At 39.6% G+C, this 20,367-nt stretch carries 14 protein-coding genes and 1 pseudogene; 8 read left to right on the forward strand and 7 right to left on the reverse strand.

Going from position 1 to position 20,367, the window contains the following annotated elements:
• Nucleotides 1-291 precede the first annotated feature (291 nt).
• A complete protein-coding gene (locus H6G79_RS05385) occupies nt 292-5,133 on the forward strand; it encodes a response regulator (protein WP_190591571.1) in 4,842 nt (1,613 codons plus the stop codon).
• A 192-nt stretch (nt 5,134-5,325) separates the two neighbouring features.
• Nucleotides 5,326-5,712, forward strand: a complete 387-nt coding sequence (locus tag H6G79_RS05390; RefSeq protein ID WP_190591572.1) for a response regulator — start codon at nt 5,326-5,328, stop codon at nt 5,710-5,712.
• 34 nt (nt 5,713-5,746) lie between these two features.
• Here H6G79_RS05390 and H6G79_RS05395 read toward each other — a convergent pair whose 3' ends face one another.
• Nucleotides 5,747-6,133: a four helix bundle protein gene (locus H6G79_RS05395; RefSeq protein ID WP_190591573.1), complete on the reverse strand. Its 387-nt coding sequence runs from the start codon at nt 6,131-6,133 to the stop codon at nt 5,747-5,749.
• A 68-nt stretch (nt 6,134-6,201) separates the two neighbouring features.
• On the reverse strand, nt 6,202-6,639 hold the full coding sequence (locus H6G79_RS05400) for a hypothetical protein (RefSeq protein ID WP_190591574.1): 438 nt from the start codon (nt 6,637-6,639) through the stop codon (nt 6,202-6,204).
• Between the two features lie 726 nt (nt 6,640-7,365).
• On the opposite strand from H6G79_RS05400, the gene H6G79_RS05405 reads away from it, so the two are divergent.
• From H6G79_RS05405 to H6G79_RS05420, 4 genes and pseudogenes are all read left to right on the forward strand, one after another.
• Nucleotides 7,366-9,855, forward strand: coding sequence for a serine protease (locus tag H6G79_RS05405; RefSeq protein WP_199338587.1), 2,490 nt, complete (start codon nt 7,366-7,368; stop codon nt 9,853-9,855).
• Nucleotides 9,852-10,583 carry a hypothetical protein gene (locus H6G79_RS05410; protein WP_190591575.1) on the forward strand — a complete coding sequence of 244 codons (732 nt, stop codon included), beginning with the start codon at nt 9,852-9,854 and terminating at the stop codon, nt 10,581-10,583. The genes H6G79_RS05405 and H6G79_RS05410 overlap by 4 nt, the downstream gene beginning before the upstream one ends.
• 3 nt (nt 10,584-10,586) lie before the next feature.
• Nucleotides 10,587-11,855, forward strand: coding sequence for a hypothetical protein (locus H6G79_RS05415; protein WP_190591576.1), 1,269 nt, complete (start codon nt 10,587-10,589; stop codon nt 11,853-11,855).
• A 133-nt stretch (nt 11,856-11,988) separates the two neighbouring features.
• Nucleotides 11,989-12,603, forward strand: a pseudogene (locus H6G79_RS05420) (transposase); the annotation flags it as partial.
• Nucleotides 12,604-13,071: 468 nt separating this feature from the next.
• Here H6G79_RS05420 and H6G79_RS05425 read toward each other — a convergent pair.
• The 3 genes from H6G79_RS05425 to H6G79_RS05435 form a co-directional block, all read right to left on the reverse strand.
• The gene (locus tag H6G79_RS05425; protein ID WP_190591577.1) at nt 13,072-13,956 is read right to left on the reverse strand and encodes a CoA-binding protein; all 885 of its coding nucleotides are present in this window, start codon (nt 13,954-13,956) and stop codon (nt 13,072-13,074) included.
• A gap of 207 nt (nt 13,957-14,163) precedes the next feature.
• Entirely contained in the window at nt 14,164-15,363 is a 1,200-nt protein-coding gene (locus H6G79_RS05430; RefSeq protein ID WP_190591578.1) for a succinate--CoA ligase subunit beta, read from the reverse strand.
• A 37-nt stretch (nt 15,364-15,400) separates the two neighbouring features.
• Complete coding sequence (locus H6G79_RS05435) at nt 15,401-15,571, reverse strand: hypothetical protein (RefSeq protein WP_190591579.1); 171 nt, start codon at nt 15,569-15,571, stop codon at nt 15,401-15,403.
• Nucleotides 15,572-16,464: 893 nt separating this feature from the next.
• On the opposite strand from H6G79_RS05435, the gene H6G79_RS05440 reads away from it, so the two are divergent.
• Complete coding sequence (locus tag H6G79_RS05440) at nt 16,465-18,252, forward strand: hypothetical protein (protein ID WP_190591580.1); 1,788 nt, start codon at nt 16,465-16,467, stop codon at nt 18,250-18,252.
• A gap of 184 nt (nt 18,253-18,436) precedes the next feature.
• Here H6G79_RS05440 and H6G79_RS05445 read toward each other — a convergent pair whose 3' ends face one another.
• Nucleotides 18,437-18,844 (reverse strand): hypothetical protein, encoded by a 408-nt coding sequence (locus tag H6G79_RS05445; protein ID WP_190591581.1) that lies wholly within the window; start codon nt 18,842-18,844, stop codon nt 18,437-18,439.
• A gap of 289 nt (nt 18,845-19,133) precedes the next feature.
• Nucleotides 19,134-19,430, reverse strand: coding sequence for a YrhB domain-containing protein (locus H6G79_RS05450; RefSeq protein ID WP_190591582.1), 297 nt, complete (start codon nt 19,428-19,430; stop codon nt 19,134-19,136).
• 181 nt (nt 19,431-19,611) lie between these two features.
• Between H6G79_RS05450 and H6G79_RS05455 the strand changes: the two genes are divergently transcribed.
• Nucleotides 19,612-19,935 (forward strand): hypothetical protein, encoded by a 324-nt coding sequence (locus H6G79_RS05455; RefSeq protein ID WP_190591583.1) that lies wholly within the window; start codon nt 19,612-19,614, stop codon nt 19,933-19,935.
• The last annotated feature ends 432 nt before the right edge of the window (nt 19,936-20,367 follow it).

The raw sequence follows: 20,367 nt of genomic DNA on the forward strand, positions 1-20,367 counted from the left end.
ATTTTAAATTTTAGTACTTACACAAAAGTATGAAAAAACGTAGACGCGCAAGCGGCTTCCGGCAGGGTAGGAGACGAAGTTATAAGAGTATGAGAGAGTTTTTGCATTAAGTCATAAATTTTTTATAGCAATCCTAAATTAGTCGTGAAAAACATATATATGGAAACGAACCGCAAAGGGCGCAAAGGACGCAAAGGTAAGAAAGAAGAAAAAGATATAGAAAATTTACAAATGATTTAGGACTGCTGTACTCATCATCTATTAATACTAACATTTAGGAAATCTTAAGATATGAAAATATTAGTTGTCGAGGATGACGAGTTAAATGCCTATGCCCTAACTGCCGTTCTGACTAACCAGAACTATGCAGTGGAAGTAGCAAATGATGGTGAATCTGCCTGGGATTTAATTCAAACTTATAATTATGATTTAATTTTATTAGATGTAATTTTGCCGAAACTAGATGGAATTAGTTTGTGTCGGCAAATTCGCGCCAATAATTTGCAAATGCCTATCCTGCTGTTGACGGGATGTGATAGTAGTCATGAGAAAGCGATTGGCTTGGATGCAGGGGCGGATGATTATGTCGTGAAACCATTTGCTGAGGAAGAATTAGTCGCCCGTGTCCGGGCTTTATTGCGGCGTGGAAGTGCATCATCACAACCTGTTTTAGAATGGGGAAATTTGCGTCTTGACCCTAGTAGTTGTGAAGTGAGTTATGGTAATGATTTACTATCATTAACTCCTAAAGAATATGCACTTTTAGAATTATTTTTACGTAATAGTCGCCGCGTGTTTAGTTGCGGGATGATTTTAGAACATTTGTGGTCTTACGAAGATACACCAGGGGAAGAAGCTGTGCGGACTCATATTAAAGGGTTACGCCAGAGATTAAAAGCTGTGGGTGCGCCTGGTGATTTAATTGAGACTGTGTATGGAATTGGCTATCGGCTCAAACCCCAGGAAGAAGAGAAAACCGCTACAAAATCAGCCAAGTCTAAAAACCAGAAACCCAAAGCAGAATTATCATCACAACAACAAACACTCCAAGCCATAGCCGGAGTTTGGCAAAGATTTCAAGGGCGAGTCGATGAGCAAATCAAAGTTATCGAACAAGCGGTTTTTGCTAAGTCAGGTTTAAATAGTGAATTGCTCAACCAAGCAACGAAAGAAGCCCATACCTTAGCAGGTTCGTTAGGAACATTTGGTTTTCCGACTGGTTCAAAACTGGCGCGTCAAATTGAACAGTTACTTAAGTCTGGTCAGAAGTTAACGCCGGAAGAAATGACTCAGCTGCAAACTTGGGTGAAATCCTTGCGCCAGGAAATTCAAACTCAAGGTGAGGAGGTAAACTCAACCGCAGTTGATAGTAAATTACCTTTAGTTTTGGTGGTTGATCAAGACCAGACTATTGGGGGACATCTGAGACAAACTACGGCTGGTGCAGAATTTCAAGTCAGCGTTGCTACAAATCTAGAGTCTGCCAGAACTATACTTTACCGCGACCATCCCAGCGCGGTGTTACTTGATCCTAGTTTTTCTGAACATCCTGAAGATAGTTTGAGTTTTTTAGGAGAATTGGCACAAAGAAAACCACCTGTGCCAGTGTTAGTTTTTACTGAGCAAACAGATTTAGCCAATCGCTTGCAGTTGGCAAGGCAAGGGGGACATACCTTTTTACAAAAGCCAATGACGGCAGGACAGGTAGCAGATGCGATCGCTCAATTACTCCAACAATTACCCCACGGTGAAGCCAAAATTCTGGCTGTCGATGATGACCCAAAAATTCTGGCGCTGTTACAAACTTTACTCACACCTTGGGGTTTACAAGTAATCGGTTTGGATGATCCGCGTCGGTTTTGGGAAACTTTGGAAACAGTCAAACCAGATATGTTGATTCTGGATGTAGAAATGCCCCACAGCAACGGTATTGAGTTGTGTCAAGTGGTGCGAAATGATTCCCATTGGAGTGAATTACCGATTTTATTTCTCACAGTCCATAGTGAGGCGGACATTGTAAATCAGGTGTATAGCGTTGGTGCTGATGATTTTGTCAGCAAACCCATTGTCGGGCCAGAACTAGTTACTCGCATTGTCAACCGCCTGGAACGGATACAATTACTCAAGCGGATGGGACAAACTCAGCAACAACCATCTCAGGAAACAGAGGCGCTTTCATCTCCCATATCTAACTTTGCGGCTGACTGGCGTACCATCTTTGAAGGTGAACCGGAATGTGTGAAAGTAGTAGGGGCTGATGGCACAATTTTAGAAATCAATGCTGCGGGACTGGCGATTCTGGAAGCTAAAAGCAAAGCCAAGGTGATTGGTAAATCAGTTTACTCTTTGATTACTCCAGAATATCAAGCTGCATTTCGCCAACTGCATGAAAGTGTTTGTCAAGGTAATAAAGCTACTTTGCAGTTTGAAATGATTACTTATCAAGGTCAGCGTCGTTGGATGGAAACTCATGCTGTACCTCTGCAAAATAAAACTGATGGCAAATTTGTCCAGTTGGCAATTACCCGCGATATTACCCACTATAAACAAGTCGAAACCGAAATTCGCCGCATTAATCGGACACTCCAAACATTGAGTAGTTGCAATCAAATTATTGTCCGCACGCCAAACGAACTAGAATTACTCCAGAAAATTTGCCAAATTATTGTGGAAGTTGGTGGTTATCGGCTGGCTTGGGTAGGGTTTGCGGAAAATGATCGGGAAAAAAATATTCTACCAGTGGCGCAAGCTGGTTATGATGATGGCTATTTACAAACCCTCCAGCTTACTTGGTCAAATACTGTGCGTGGTCAAGGGCCAACAGGTACAGCCATTCGCACAGGTAAAACTTGCATTATTCAGAATATATTAACTGACCCGAAATATGAAGTTTGGCGCTGTCAAGCAGAAGAACGGGGTTATGGGGCGGCGATCGCGTTACCTTTAAAAACAGAGAATCAAACTTTTGGCGCGTTGAATATTTATGCGGCGGAAGCAAACGCTTTTGATGATGATGAAGTGCAGTTGCTGAAAAAACTGGCAGAAGATTTAACTTATGGTATTGTCGCATTACGCAACCAACGCGATCGCACTTTAGCCGAAGCCGCATTAAAACAAACTCAAGCCGCCTTACAAAAAGCCAATAATGAATTAGAGTTACGAGTTGCCGAACGTACCGCCGAATTAATTACTGTCAACCGTCAATTACAATCAGAACTAGATAAACGCCAACGCATCGAAGAAGAATTGCGGGTTTCTCAAGTAAAATTAGCCCGAATTTTAGATATTGCTGATGATGCAATTATTTCTATAGATAGCAACCAAAGCATTACTTTATTTAACCAAGGAGCCGAAAAAATCTTTGGTTATACGGCTCAAGAAATCATGGGGCAGAAATTAGATATACTTTTACCATTGCGATTTACTCAAGCTCATCGTCAACATGTATCTGACTTTGGCAAATCAACAAATTTAGCGCGAAGAATGGGAGAACGGCGGGAGTTATTTGGTCAGCGCCGAGATGGTAGTGAATTTCCGGCTGAGGCTTCCATTTCTAAGTTAAATATGGGTGAGGAAGTTTACTATACAGTGATTTTGCGAGATGTCACAGAACGCAAACAAGTTGAGCGAATGAAAGATGAGTTTGTTTCTGTGGTGAGTCACGAACTCCGCACACCTTTAACCTCAATTCATGGTTCTTTAGGAATGCTCACCAGTGGTTTATTAAAAGCAGATTCTGAGCAGGGAAAACGGCTGTTACAAATTGCCATAGATAGTAGCGATCGCTTAGTCCGATTAATTAATGATATTTTAGACATCGAACGCATTGAATCCGGCAAAGTCAAGATGGCGCGGGAAATCTGCAAGCTTGATGAGTTAATTCAATCAGCCGTCAATACTATTCAACCATTGGCAAATAAACAAGGAGTAATATTAGGAATTTCTAGCTTATCAGTAATGTTATGGGCTGACCCCGATCGCATTGTCCAAACATTAACTAATTTGTTGAGCAATGCCATTAAATTCTCCGTGAGTGGAGCGACAGTCTGGTTAGAAATTCAGCAGCAACAAAATGAAGTTTTACTCTCAGTTAAAGATACTGGACGTGGTATTCCAGAAGATAAATTAGAAAGTATTTTTGAGCGATTTCAACAAGTAGATTCATCTGATTCGCGTAACCATGATGGCACAGGTTTGGGTTTAGCAATTTGCAAAAGTATTGTGCAGCAACATGGCGGGCGTATTTGGGTGGAAAGTACTTTAGGTGAAGGTAGTACATTTTACTTTAACCTCCCCATTTACCAAGCCCCACAAATCCCCGAAACCACCCAATCTAACCACCACTGCCCACTGCCAATTGCTTATTCTCCATTGGTTTTAGTTTGTGATGATGATCCAGACATTTCTAATGAACTGCAAACTTTATTACAAAAAGGCGGTTATCGAGTTGTAACAGTTGCTACCGGACAAGAAGCGATCGCCACCGCATCATCACAACAACCAGACGTGATTTTACTCGATTTACTCATGCCAGAAATGAACGGCTGGCAAACAATGGCAATTTTAAAAGAACGTCCTGATACGCAACATATTCCCATCGTCATTTGTAGTGTGTATCAATCAGATACTAATGGCAAACCAATCACAGATTTTGCAGACTGGCTCAGTAAACCAGTGCAAGAAAGTTATTTATTACAATCCCTGAAACAAGTGGTTGCCAAACCATCGAAACGCGCCCGAATTTTAATAGTAGAAGATGACAACGACTTAGCACAATTACTAATTACTTTATTTGAGCGCCATGACATCGAAACTTGCTTGGCGCAAACAGGCAGAGAAGCCATTCACCTCAGCCAAGAATTGAATCCTGACTTATTAATTCTTGACTTAATTTTGCCAGAAAGCGATGGCTTTGTGGTAATTGATTGGTTACGACAACACAATCATTTATGTACCATGCCCGTAGTAGTTTACTCCGCCAAAGATTTAGATGAGTCCGAACGCCAACGACTTAAATTAGGCTACACCGAATTTTTAACCAAAGGACGTGTAACCACCCAAGAATTTGAACAAAGAGTAATGGACTTACTTCAGCGCATTACTCATCATGCAGTTGAGAGTGCTGAGTGCTGAGTGCTGAGTCTTGAGTGCTGAGTGCTGAGTGCTGAGTCTTGAGTGCTGAGTGCTGAGTTGCTAGTAAAATATTTTTCTCCCTTGTCCCCCTTGTCCCCCTTGTCCCCCTTGTCCCTACTCCCTACTCCCCACTCCCAACCTTTACAGATAATTTCAACAATCAAACCGGATTCCTATATATTGGTATGAATTATGGCAGTAAAACGGATTCTTGTTGTAGATAACGAACAGTATATTCAAGAAGTTGCCAAAATTTGTTTAGAAACCGTCGCTGGTTGGGAAGTAGTCACAGCCAATTCTGGAAAAGAAGGTATTACCCAAGCCGAGACTTACCAGCCAGATGCAATTTTACTCGATGTGATGATGCCAGATATGGATGGAATCACCACCTTTGAACAACTCCAAGCCAATGCTGCTACAAAAGAAATTCCCGTAATTTTATTAACAGCTAAAATCCAAGCCAGCGATCGCCGTCGTTATGCTCAAATGGGTATAGTAACAGCGATCGCTAAACCCTTCAACCCCCTAGAATTAGCTAATGAAGTCGCTACAGCCCTTGGTTGGAACGTTGAGAATTAGTGCAAGGGGGCTGGGGGGCTGGGGAGCAGGGGAGTTAACGCTTCATTAGCCAAGGTGAGGGGTTAGTAATCATATTTACCAAACTACCTAAGATTTTGTTGTAGATTCTATATAACTCTCTACCTGATTCAACATCCATATAATTGCACTTCACGGCAAATTCAATCCATGTTTGTGTTTCTGCTGCTTCTGCCTCACAGTCATTCAGTTTAGCTACAAAAGCTGCCTCATATCGATGCTTTCTCCAAGCCTCCGCCAAATTTGCACAAACAGAACGAGATGATCTACGAATTTGATCAGTTAAAGAATATCGTTCCTCTACATTAAACTTTTTAGAGATTTCAAAGATTTTCATGGCTGCATCAAATGCCATTTGATAAACCTTCAAGTCTTGATGATTTTGAATTGGTTTTTTCTCCATCTCCCCTACTCCTCTGCCCCCCTGCCCCCCTGCGGCCTTAAAAGTCTTTCACTAAACACGAAAATGGACTATTGCAGCAAAGGAGTTGTACCGTTACCGTTAGTAGATGAATTTTCCATCACAGCTTGCGTAGATTGATTAACAACAACCGCCGCAACTGGAGTAACTTTAGGAGTAGATTGTCTACTGCGTTTTCGATTAGAACCACCAGCTTTAGAATACTCCATACTATTTCTGCCGTAGACAGTTGCAACACCACTTAGCATTCTTTCAGACATTTCTGAGAGGGCTTTGTCCATTTGAGTTAATGTCTTGCGCGATTCTTCCAGATTGGACACCAGGGTATTATGAGATTCTAGAATGGCACGGGTATTATTGATGAGATTGTTGTAAGCTTCTATTGTTAATCCATGTCCTAAATCTAAATTTTCACTAATAGATTTCAGCAAAGCAAGACGAAGTTGGGCTTTTTCAACAGCAGCAGAACGACGAGTTTTTAAAGCCATGAGGTATCCTTTTTTAACAGTGAACAGTGAACAGTGAACAGTAAACAGTGAACAGTGAACAGTAAACAGTAAACAGTAAACAGTAAACAGTGAATAGTGATTGATAACTGATAACTGATAACTGTTTTCAAAATAATTGAGTAACCTTTTACCTGAGATGGGTAGGTTTGTGGATTTATTTATTTAAAGGTTTCATGAAATGTTTATAAAACCTGTGTTTTTACTCATTTCTGATGCCGATTGATAATTTTGGCATAAGTATAAACAGCAAAAGTCATCGCCGAAATAACAATTGCGTACGCCGAAATAACAATTGTGTATGCAAAATCTATAATTGCATACACAAAAATAACAAATGCGTACGCTGAAATAACAATTGCGTACACAAAAATAACAAATGTGTACGCCGAAATAACAATTGCGTACGCTGAAATAACAATTGCGTATGCAAAATCTATAATTGCATACGCCGAAATAACAATTGCGTACACAAAATCTATAATTGCGATCAACTTTGGGCAATCCAAAATTCAGATCCCCCCGCCTACGGCGACCCCCTTAAAAAGGGGGTAAAAATTCATTCTTAAAGTCCCCCTTTTTAAGGGGGATTTAGGGGGATCAGTGAGATCGCACATCTTTTTTCTCTGCAAGACTAATTTACCAGTATCAAATGCTTACCTGCTGTATAGCGAATTTCACGTAAGTACTAGTAGAATATGAGAAAGTATGGGCTTTCTTATGCGCGATCATCGCCTACTTACTAACCTATTTTTAATCTTATCTCTAGCAACCACACCCCGTCTTGTAGTTGCTCAAACCAGTATTGAACAGTTATTTCAACAAGGCAACACCGCCCAGCAAGCGGGTAAATACGCTGAATCAGAAGCAGCATATCGCCAAATTATTCAAATTGAACCGAGTAACGCCACCGCTTACTACAAGCTATGTGATGTCCTAGATGATCAGGATAAACTAGATGCAGCAATAGCAGCTTGTCAAAAATCTGTTCAACTCAACCCAAAAGAAGCAAAAACACACAATCTTCTCGGTTATGTCTTTAAAAGACAAAACAAATTAGAAGCCGCCGTCGCCGCCTACGAAAAAGCGATTCAACTCAACCCTAACTATGCCACTGCTTACTACAATCTCGGCATTGCCCTGAGAAACCAAAACAAATTAGAAGCCGCCGTCGCCGCCTACGAAAAAGTCATTCAACTCAACCCTAATTCTACCGATGCTTACAACAATCTCGGCAATGCCCTGTACGACCAAAAGAAATTAGATGAAGCAGTCGCCGCCTACCAAAAAGCCATTCAACTCAACCCTAATTCTACCGATGCTTACAACAACCTCGGCATTGCCCTGAGAAACCAAAACAAATTAGATGCCGCCGTTACCGCCCACGAAAAAGCGATTCAACTCAACCCTAACGATGCCACTGCTTACAACAACCTCGGCATTGCCCTGAGTGACCAAAACAAATTAGAAGCTGCCGTCGCCGCCTACGAAAAAGCGATTCGACTCAACCCTAACTATGCTACTGCTTACTACAATCTCGGCAATGCCCTGAGTGAGCAAAAGAAATTAGATGAAGCAGTTGCCGCCTACGAAAAAGCCATTCAACTCAACCCTAACTATGCCAATGCTTACAACGGTCTCGGCATTGCCCTGAGAAACCAAAAGAAATTAGATGAAGCAGTTGCCGCCTACGAAAAAGCCATTCAACTCAACCCTAACGATGCCACTGCTTACTACAATCTCGGCATTGCCCTGTACGACCAAAAGAAATTAGATGAAGCAGTTGCCGCCTACCAAAGAGCCATTCAACTCAACCCTAATTCTACCGATGCTTACAACAATCTCGGCAATACCCTGAGTGACCAAAAAAAATTAGATGAAGCAGTCGCCGCCTACCAAAAAGCCATTCAACTCAACCCTAACTATGCCAATGCTTACAACGGTCTCGGCAATGCCCTGTACGACCAAAAGAAATTAGATGAAGCAGTTGCCGCCTACCAAAAAGCCATTCAACTCAACCCTAACGATGCCACTGCTTACAACAATCTCGGCAATGCCCTAAGTGAGCAAAAGAAATTAGATGAAGCAGTTGCCGCCTACCAAAAAGCCATTCAACTCAACCCTAATTCTACCGATGTTTACAACGGTCTTGGCAATGCCCTGAGTGAGCAAAAGAAATTAGATGAAGCAGTTGCCGCCTACGAAAAAGCGATTCAACTCAACCCTAACTATGCCAATGCTTACAACGGTCTCGGCATTGCCCTGAGAAACCAAAAGAAATTAGATGAAGCAGTCGCCGCCTACCAAAAAGCTCTAATATTACCAGAAGATACTACTGGAAGTTCTACAACTGCTCATACTGCTGCTAACAATAATTTAGGTTTCTTATTCCAACAGCAAGGAAAACTGCAAGAAGCAATACAACATTTTGACAAATCAGAAGCAATTGACCCTGATTTTATCTACGCCAGAAACAACAATAGAGAAGCACGGCGATTATGGACTGAACAACAGAATAAACTAGCTAGTGTAGAAGACGATCGCCAATGGTTGCCTAAAAATGACCCCGCCTTGCCCGTTAAGCGTTCTGTGGTACTCATCACTGCCGAGTTTTTTAACAGTCAACGCCAAGGAACAGAGATTGGTACTGGCATAGTTATTCAACGAGAAGGCAACCGCACATTAATTCTCACCAATCGTCATGTTATTTTTGATCGCAATGAACAAGGTAAAAATATTCAAGTAGAATTTTTCAGTTCACCACCACCAGACCGCGTGCGAATGCGGCGCAATGCCAAACTATTCAAAGCAACTTCCATAGATGAAAAACTAGATTTAGCTATTTTGGAAATCACCGATAAGTTGCCAGAAGATATCCAACCTTTACCTATCTTTGCAACTGCCATCAACCATAGAGTTCCCATTAAAATTATTGGTCATGCTGCTAAACGAGATGAAGATAAATCTTGGTCTACAGAATTAGGGAAAATCAGTAACTATAACAATCAGCAATTAGAAATATCTGAAGCCATACTCCAACCTGGTTACTCTGGTAGTCCTGTACTTGACTCACAAAATCGAGTTTTAGGTATAGCTTATTCTATTAGAAAAAAAAATGAAACGCAAAATTTTGCTTTTCCCATATCTGAGGTAAAAAAGCAACTCTCCGTCTGGAACATTACTTTAAACAAACGATGAATTATAAAATTATTCTTGCCAGTCTATTAATAATTACTGTTAGCCATCTTCCATCTGTTGCTGATTATTGTCCAGAGGGTAAACCTGACACTACCGACTATATTCGTCGCAAATCACCCAGCCGTTGCGAAGGTATCAAAGAAGAATTAATAAGTGGTAATAGCTTAACCCTGATTTCCATTGTCACCCGCAACATTGCCAGTTACGGCAAAACCCTGACATTACAAGTTCCTCAAATTCGTGGTGGTAAAAATCCCCAGGTAATAGTTCAATCTTTCGGTGATAATTATCGCTACCAATTAGATGATTTGTTATTGTCTAACAATAATTCACGTTTCCGCTTTAGCTGGAATACTTACGTCCTCACACAAGCAAACATTCCTGCAAACACCCTCCGCGCTTCCGCATCCTATCTACTTGGTTCCCAAAAAGTTTATGTTCCAGTTATTTTAGGGCAATCTTCTGGTAAGTATGAATTTACCTTTTATTCCGAAAGTCGAGTCAAATTCACCAGCTTTAAAATTCTTTCCCCAAATCAGAAACCAATCTATACTGCTCCCAAATTAAACCCAAAAAATGGAGAAACTATTTTTACCTGGGATGGACGCAACGCCCCAACTGGACGCTATCAAGTACACTACGTTGCGTTTATTGAACAAAGCAATCAACCAAGCGAACGCCTCGAAAGACGAATAGACTTTGAACATAACCCCAATTGGTTAAAATAAATCATGGCACATAGGCAAAAAGCCAAGGGCAAACCTTTCAAATTTATCATTTTCATCATTAATAAAATTCGGAATTTAAATTTGTCAAAATTAGTAAGATTTATTCAGCTATGTATTACCAAAATTAACCAATATTTTCAATTTATAAAAAAATATCTAGATAAGCACAAAAGATTTTTTATAGTCTTTGCAGTGTTTTTAATTTGCAGTATTATCACTTCAGCCGCAATTATCCCAGGAAATCACAAATTTGAAGGTAATCTCACTGCTCAACAAATAAACTTTACCTATAATGGACAGCAACCAAAAGTTTTTATTCAAAATATTCGTAACATTAAAGAATTAGAAAATGAAGGTATCCAAACTCTAACTTTTACAGGCAGCTTTCAAAGTCAAACCTTACCAGCAATTAATAACTTAAACTCTGTAAAAATCCAACTTAAAGACCGCAAAAGCAGATGGATAATTACACCAGTAAATCCCCAAGCAACCAGCACAATTGAATTAACTAAGTTGCGCTTAGAACCAGGGACAAAAATCAATGAACTAAATTATGATTTTCAGCGTCAGCAATTAGCCTTTGATTTACAACCTAATCCTAATAGCAATCCAAACACACTAGAGTTATATTTAGGCGAAGAACCCCTAAAAGTTATTTTAGAACGTTATAAATTACCAGGAGTAAAACTACCAAATGAATTTGATGAACAAGCACCGCTAGAATTTATCGTCAATCCAGATAACAAAGAATTTCTGTTACAAATCCAAAACAATAATAGTATTCATATCACATTAAACAAATCTCCTAAAGATAACATTCCCCAATGGTTTAGAGGAAAAATAGATACCAAAGATGTCAAATTTTTATATGTAGATAGAAACGCCAATGATAGCCGAGAAGATTTATACATTTCCGCCATTGTCGAAGGCAAAATTCGCATGGCAGGACAAGAACAAGAAATTAAACAAAATCAGTTCCTCATGGGCGAAAATCCAAATAAACCGCTAAATATTCAACTTATCCGCCATCTGCAAATAATCCCCAACAAAGGCATAGAAGCCCGCTTTTCTGGCATAACTACAAAAATTCAAATCGGACTAGATCAAGATTTTCCCGTGTCTAAAATCCAAGGTAGTTGGTTAGATGGCTTTTTACCCCGTGATGCCATTATTGCTTTGTTCTCTGCTGGTGCAGCCACAGTTGCTAACCTTTTAGCTTGGTTATTTAGTAACGCTTCTAACTCCAATTCAAACAACAGCAATCAACCTTAAATCAACGTCAATTCAACAAGTTGTTTAACCTCACCCCAACTCCTCTCCGATGCGGAGGGGCTGAAATATCAACTAATAAGCTAATCGGCACTAAAGTTGCATAATAATAAGATGAAGCCGTTCAAAAGCAACTATGCCGCCCCCAGCCAAAAACTTTTTAAAACCGTCATAAGTCAGCAATCTACAAGAAGCTCTAAAAGAAAGCGAGCTACCACACGTTAGGGAAAGAATACTTATCATTCTGCTGCAAAATGATGGGAAACCACAACAAGAAATTGCAAAGTTTTTGGGCTGTTCGCACAGAACAGTAGCATATTGGTGTATGCACGGTGATCCAGATGATCTAGAAACTCTACATAATAAAAGAGAGTACGCATATTATCGAAAAGCGACTCCTGAATATATTGAACTATTATTAAAAACTGTTGACCAAGACCCATCAGAATAAGGAAACGCCGATATTTTTTATGAGCAATTACAACAATTAAATGAATTAATTAAGCAAGAATGGATAAATCAAGGAAACAGTTTTGAAGATTTTGAAAAATCTGGGTCGAAGATTATTTTAATTTTAGATAATGCAAGCTTTCATAAACGTAAAGATATTCTAGCTAAAATATCTGAAGAATTTCCTAATTTTGTCCGAGAATTTTTACCTGCTTACAGTCCTGATTACAACATTATCGAGTTAGTCTGGCACTCATGTAAAGAATATATTGCCCATCGTCTGTTTAAATCAGTAGATGAATTTCTGAACTTTTTTGGTATGCGATCTGTTAAAGATGGGGTCATGCTTTACAACTGCTGAAATGCTTGCTATATATACATTTTCGCAGTTTTTGACCCCTTTTTTTATATCTTTGTGAGAAATCCGGGATTAGCTGTGTGCATTTTTAACGACAACTCTCAATCTACCTGTTTTTAGGCTTAACCGAAAAGTATTGGGGGTTGGGGGTTAGGTTTAAGAGCAAATTGCACACAGCGTTATAAGTAGTCGTGCAAAATTAAGTTCTTGTGGTAACAACAGCCTTTGCATTTGTTACCAACATAGAAACACTGAGTGCAAAAATTACTTGCAGCAGGCAACATTTAAGTAGTTAAACATAATTAATTACACAAAGTCATTGCGAATGGAGCGAAGCGAAATGAAGCAATCGCAAGGGCTGGGATTGCTTCGCTTCGCTCGCAATGACTGTAATTAATTTTGCGTGGTTACTTAACGTTTCAACTCATTTCTAACCAATTCAGGAATCAGAGAAGGACGATCCGCGACAGGAACTTCTGCTTCTTTTAAAGCTGTTAATTTACTTTGAGCTGTACCAAAATTAGGGTCACGGCCAATTACTGCGGCTAAAGTGCCAGTTTGTTGCCAATTTTTCACAGGGGATACTTGTCTACCGGCGATGTAAGCAATGACTGGTTTATCAATTGCTTCTGTAATATATCGGGCTGCGGCTTCTTCACTACCACCACCAGGTTGACCAACTAAAACGATCGCTTCTGTATTTTCATCTTCATCGAGAATTTGCAACCATTGTAAAAATGATGAACCCACGATCGCATCACTGCCAATGCTGACACTAATTGATTGTCCTAAACCTGCTTTGGTTAATTCCCTAGCAACTTCGTAGGTTAAAGTGCTGCTGCGGCTGACAATTCCCACAGGGCCGGGGGTATAAAATTCACTTGGTTGTGTGCCTAACAGAATTTTTCCAGGGACAATGATTCCGGGGCTGTTCGGCCCGACAATCAAAGTTTCACAAGCTTCGGCTTTGCGGAGTAATTGCACCATATCTAATGGTGGCATTCCCGCCGAGATAATTATAATTTGACGAATGTTAGAAGCGATCGCTTCTAAAGCTGCATCTAATACTTGATAAGGATGAACACAAATAATTGTAGTGTCAATTGTGCCGAACTGTGCCACAACTTCTTCAACTAAATCAAAGACTGGCAAATTATATTGTTTTTGTCCACCAAAACCAGGATTCACACCAGCAACTAAATTTGTACCATAAGCTTGCATCTGCACAATATTAGTTTCTGAGATAAATTCACTAAAACCTTGGATGATAACTTTACTATCTGGCGTTAAGTTCATAAGAAGTATGAAGTATGAAAGATAAATTGGCGCAATATATAGAAATCCGGTTGAATTTCCGAATTTAGTTGTGTAGGTAGGGATTGGGGAGTAGGAAATAAACCTTGTTTAAGTTCACTGATTTTTTTCCCAAATCAAATATTAGCCCTATACAACTTGAATACTTAACATCTGATCTACCTTGTCTCCCCTGTCTCCCTAATCTCCTTACTTAACCTTGACACGTTGATAAGTAACAGGTTTAGCGAGACGAACAGCTTGGGCGACGGCTTCATCTAAATCTTCGACTAATACAAGTTCACCTTGATTTTCCACACCGGCTAATAAATCTTGCGCTACATTCAACTCTGAACCAGCCAAGCGGACAACCAAGTGGGGAATATGGGACTCCCGGCGATTTTGACTTTGATAATCTTGGATAAATTTGGCAATGACTTGGGCGGCGGCTTCGGCTTGGGGGATACTACCAAGCAGGTTAATCAGAATTACTTGAATACTTTTGTCAGCCGCGAGGAGATTCAGACCTTTATTTAAGCGATCGCCAAAACTTGTTGGGGAAGTGTCGGTTAACAAACCATGTCGCAAATTCAGGGGATGACTTGGTTTACCGCCAAGACTGGCGACTAAATCAAAGGTAGCCATAATTGAACCCGCACCATTTCCCAAAATGCCGATTTTACCTTGGGTGTCGCCACCATTTAAATCTTTTAATTTACTGTGATTTTTCTGACTGCTGTGACGGTGACTAATTTTGGCTGCTAATTCCGCCAGTTCTGGATGACGACCAATAGCCCGTTCGTTAATGCTGACTTTACCATTGAGTGCCATCACTTCATTAGCGGCATTAACAGCTAGGGGATTAATTTCTACTAAGTCTAAATCTTTTTGGATAAATAACTCATACATCTTTTCCACAACGCTGCTGACTGACTGCATCAGCGCACCTTGCAGCCCCATTTTTAAAGCGAGTCGCCGCGCATAAAAAGGCGAAAATTCTTGTTCTACAACGACATACTGTAATTTTTCGCCGGCTGATTCCCAATCAATATTTGCTTCTTTACAACCTAAAAGTACAGGTCGGCAAACAGCAGTGTCTAAAACTACTGCTAAATAAAATTCTTGTTTGCTATCATATTTAGTTTCTGCCAATAACACCTCTGGTAACTCGCCCCAGATTGGCAAATTAAAAATAGTTTGGGCGGCAGCGATCGCATCAATGGTTGTCTCAACAATTCTCACCCCACCAGCATGAATCCTTTCGCCTGCATACACTTGGGATTTGAGGACAACTGGATAACGAATTTTTAAGCGTTTGAGGTCAGTGGGATGATCTATTCTTTGGGAAGGCAAGACAGGAATACCGATGTTCCCAAACCATTCTTTAACTTGATACTCTAATAAATCCATTGTTATGCACCTTGTTTTGCCACTACCAACAGTATTTTTATGGTGCTGTTGTTTCTTTTTTACAGCACCATAATTGCATAATCAAGTCTAGTTCATCTTTATACATTAATTTTTTATGGTTCAATTCTATCGGATTCAGCAAATGCCGCAAATGATTTTCTAACATTAACCCATATACAGCACTTTGGAAGTAAGTGAGGTACACCATAAGTATTAAGTAATGAGTAATAAGTAGTGAGTAATAAGTAAATTCCTAAGTCATTACTCATTACTTTTTTCAATCAGTTGCTGTAACTCATAAATATCGAATCTGCCCTCAATGATTTACAATCTCTCTCCCTTGTCCTCCTTGTCTCCTTTGTTGATATATCAAATAAGACTGCTAGATAACTAAATTTATATACTGTCATCAATCTTCTCAGTGGGATTGACAGCATATAACAAAATTAGCTGTTGTGTCAAAAATTGTGGCTGAGTAAGTTTCCCAAAATAGAAATATTTTTGTAACGAATGCAACATTTAGACTTGACTGAGTAACTGACTGTAACCTTAGTGCGATCGCTGCTGTCATTTTTTTCATACTTGAGACTGTTAACAAATTAGTTAAGGTTGTGATAAATAAGGGCAGTATATTGTTTAATTTTGGGATAAGTATAGAGAATACAAAATATTAATCATTCTGACTTTTGACTCCGAAATTATTCTTCAAGTCTAATAGCAAAACTTTAAAGCAAGTTTGGGCATAATCAGGAAGAGATATCTATAAAAGTAAATTATTAAATTAAGATTTGGTGAACTCAAAACAGTAACAGAGGCAAACCAATCACTAATTAATTATGATCATTAAATTATGCCTGTTGGACTTTTACTATCGGCATAGTTAGTAAATTCGCGCAGAAAAAAATTAAAAATCCTAAAAATACGAATAATTACTGATATTAGATTTGGTCATAACAGTCAAAATTTATGTTAGAAAGTTGGTCTATTTTATTTTTGGCTATGGTTGGTTAAATTGTGCATCTGGATTCAAAGAACCCAAGCAATTCATTTACTTCCTTCAACGATAAAAAAACAATTATAGATAATAAGCGGGAACGCTCTATGACAGTGGCAGTCCAGCAGGAAGATTTACAGCTATTAGCCAGAACTTTGCAAGAACAACTTCTGGCGCAAGTTCCATCGGGTAAAGTCTTCCAAATTAGGTGTGCAGTCAACAAAGATGAGTTAATGATTCTGATTCAACATCCCGTTGGTCTCACAGTTGACACAGAACAAGTTTTTGAGGTTATTGAGGATGCACTTCAATCCTTACCAACCTACAAGGAGCAACGGGTACAGTGTTTTATCAGAGTCACCAGTGAAAAGCTTCCCTATGCCAAGCGTGTAATAACCATCAAGCAAAGAGAAGAAAATTTAGGAATTTGGGAAAGTGAGGATGTTAACGGCTTTGGAGATTCGGCTGGATTTCCCGCCAATGCTTCATTCTCAGAGGCGGTAAATACTGATTCAGCATTTATCGCCGAAACTTTAGAAGATTCAGAACTCGAAACACCTTATGATCCCCTAGCGGATGCACCAGATTTAACTTCTAATCGCCGTAAACCTTTGTTAGTTTTCTCACCACTATTTTTAGGTGTAGGTTTGGTGGTGATTGTGGGTTTAGGAATTGGTGGTTATTTATTAAGTCAGCCTTGTGTGATGTCTGAGTGCAAAGAGTTAGAAGCGGCGATGCAACTCAAAACAGAATCTCGCCAACTGATGAATCGTGCAAAGTCAGAAAATGAATTAACCAGAGTTAAACAACAATTAGAGACAACCAGCGAAGCTTTGAATGTAATTCCGCAGTGGTCTCCCCGTCATCAACAAGCCCAGGAACTCAAAACTACCTTGGCTACACAGTCCGACAAAATTAATCAGGTGGTTACGGCTTTGCAAGCTGGTGCGACGGCTGAACAAAAAACCCAAACCCCCACCAATAGTTTAGAAGAATTACAAGCCAGACAACATCTTTGGCGACAAGCGATCGTTCCTTTAGAAACAGTTAACCCTAATAGCGAACTTTATAATTTCATCCAGCCAAAATTACTGAAGTATCGGATTAATTTACAAACTGTTAATAAGCAGTTAGTTGCTCAAGAACAATGGTTGAAGAAATTAACAGCCGCGAAGGGGGTAGCTAGTGTAGCAATGAAGTGGCAAACTTCTGCCAAATCTTTAAAAGACTGGCAAAAGGTACAGTCTACTTGGCAAGTTGCTGTTAACGCTTTGAATGCAATTCCGCCAACTAGTCCGGCTTATCCCCAAGCCCAAAAGCTGCTAATAGAATATAAACCACAATTAGCGCGATCGCGCGATCGTGCCACCTTAGAACAACTAGCAGCGAAAAGCTACCTCCAAGCACTGAACATTGCCAAACAAGCCCAAGCCTACGAAAAACTCAATCAATGGCAAGCTGCGGCTGCATACTGGGAACAAGCTTTACAAACAGCTAAAAATATTGCTCAAGATAGCTTGTACTACAACCAAGCACAAAGTCTCATCGCACCTTATTCTGAAGGACTCAAGCAAGCCCAAACCAAAGTCCAACAACTAAATGCTTGGCAAGAAGCCCGCGTTGAATTAGCTCAAACTTGTACTAGGGAAATTCGGATTTGTAACTTTACCTTAAATTACACCGGAATTATTGTCAGACTCACCCCTGAATATGAACAAGTTATTCAAGGCCAATTGTCACCAGCTAATCCAGAAAATCCCACAACCACCAATGAAAATAGTCATTGGCAAGCTTTACAAGAAGCACTCACAGTCATTAGTGAGAATTCTAATTTACCAATCGTCGTCTACAATTCTCAAGGACAAGAAATTTATGTCCGAACATCAGGTGGTTAATTAATTTATTTTGACAATTTTTTAAGTAAGAAAATCATTCAAGGAACGCGATTTTATAAAGTCTGTGAATCTTTTACATCCAGCCTTTATAGTAGCCAGTGCTGCCTAACTTCCTTGCGAAGTCGAGCCTCGCAAGCTGGGGGGCTGGGGAAGCAGGGGAGGCAGGGGGAGAAAATTGCGATCGCTACCACGCAACAAGATAAAAGCGAGTTTGTTTTTGCACAGCTTTACGTAATATCAACTCCAAAGCACGCAAGTCCCACAAAAGCCACCATGCACCTTCAGGGCTTTTGTCAACTTGAGGATGGGCTAAAAGATATGAGAAGAGTTTCTCAACAGTATCAAGCCCCTGTTTTGGGTTATGCCACTGAGAATTACCTTGTAATTCTTCAGCCTCATCTTCATCATCCCCCTCATCTTTCATAAATGCACTAAGAGGAGTTATCCCCAGTTTTAATGCAATGTCTTCAAGTAAAACATCAGCTACAGGCAAGTTATTACCAAAAATCAGTCCTTCATTTTTTAAATCCATATCTGGGGGCAAGCTACAAGCACCCTCATCTTCAAGAATTACTGCTAGTTGACGAGACATGGCTTTCTAACTATCTTTAATACTTAAATTTAGTTTTCCCAACAAAATATGTATAAATCAAAGTTTTTAACAAGTTACCAAATATTATTTATAAGCCTGATGTCGTTTAATATGGGTTTGACGACATTCAAGGGAAAGCGGTTAAGATATAGCATCAGTTTCCGATTAGCTTGTAAAAATTGCTGTCACTCACTTAATTTTTTATTGCCATTAGCTTCATTACTCACCGTAACAAATTGCTTATAATAATTAATATGCTTTCCAAAATTATTACGTTATTTACTGTCAACTAAGAAGTCAATTTTCTTTTTTCTTCGTAAGCCTGTATACTTTCTTCAATAGTCTTTAAAAGGGTTAAGTAATTTAATGTTCCATCTTCTTTTTCGATAACTATAGGATAAAGACCTAATATTTTATAGCGTCTATCATTTGTCTCTACCCAACGCTTACCCTGATAAAAAAATACCCACCCCCATTGTTTCTCAATAGTTCTTTCATGTATAATAACCATCTCATCGCCTGAGACCGGTATTTCTCTTGTAATATACTCTTTTACTATATTTGCTGCTGTTTCCTTATCAAGCATATTGTTTATAAAAGTGATTAATTTATTTTAATATCGCAAATTTAGTAATTTATTGAATATTATTACAGCCATTTTCAGGTAAATAGACCACGCTGTAGGGGTAAGGCATCAGTAAGATTATTGTATATACCAGAAGTTTGTGGATGCTGTGCCGCTACCTGGGCTGCTGTGGTTCAATTGCATGAAAACTGCTGTAAATACAGAAATGTTGAAAACGACTCAAAAACTCTTCAACATCCATACTGAATTTTGTGCTGGGGGGCTGGAGTTAGTGTTCCTAAAAAAGATTGAGCCATTAACGCGCAGTAGAGATGCACAACACTGGCTCTCACAACCATTGATTTATCTGGGTGTGACCAGTGTTAGTAAGAACTCCAGGGTGGATGCTTACTTTGAGTGCATTGTAATTATCGCTGGATTTGGAGCGATCGCACTCGCTTATCTAGGTCATTGTAATTATCGCTGGATTTGGAGCGATCGCACTCACTCATCTAAGGCATTGTAATTATTGCTGGACTTGGGGCGATCGCACTCACTCATCTAAGGCATTGTAATTATCGCTGGATTTGGGGCGATCGCACTCACTCATCATTGCTTATTGGTTTTACTTGTTTTTTGAGCGGCCATTGATATCCAGCTTCTTAAAAAACGTCAAGTCAAAGATGCGGTGATTTAAGCACAACCCCAGAAATAATACCTACAGCATAACTACCATACCGCAGCTGATTAATTATCTAGCTGTGGTTTTTGCATTTATTTACTTCTGATGCTCTAGATACAGCAGCTTACCAGCAAGTGATTACCAAAATACCAGCCTTAAAATCCCAAATTTAAAAAATTATTAAAACTAGGTTGCTTTTAGAAAAACATGCAGGAAACTCTTTAGTAATACAGCAATTAAATAGGCTCAAAATTAGCACTCTAAGCTGGAGAGTGC

The sequence above is a fragment of the Anabaena sp. FACHB-83 genome, from assembly GCF_014697485.1.
Lineage (GTDB): Bacteria > Cyanobacteriota > Cyanobacteriia > Cyanobacteriales > Nostocaceae > Nostoc_B.